We start from the raw sequence: 251 nt of genomic DNA on the forward strand, positions 1-251 counted from the left end.
TCCTTCGCCGCCCTCCGCGCGGCGAACCGCGCGCTCGGCGAGAGCTGCCGCGACCTCACCGGGCCGCTGGCCGACCACATGGACACCGGGAGCGTCGTCCGTGACATGGACGCGATCCGCGCCGGCCTCGGCGAGAAGCGGATCAGCTACTACGGCGTCTCCTATGGCACCGCGATCGGCCAGCAGTACGCCGAGCGCTACCCGCACCGCGTCCGCGCGATGACGCTCGACTCCAACATGGACCACAGCCT

Annotated in this window: 1 protein-coding gene; it reads left to right on the top strand. The window is 71.3% G+C overall.

Translation table 11 applies throughout. The features are described 5' to 3' along the window. Positions 1–251: alpha/beta fold hydrolase (locus ADK36_RS17095; RefSeq protein ID WP_159391166.1), on the top strand; the 251-nt coding region annotated here is incomplete at both ends.

It is taken from the genome of Streptomyces viridochromogenes (assembly GCF_001270495.1).
GTDB lineage: Bacteria > Actinomycetota > Actinomycetes > Streptomycetales > Streptomycetaceae > Streptomyces > Streptomyces viridochromogenes_A.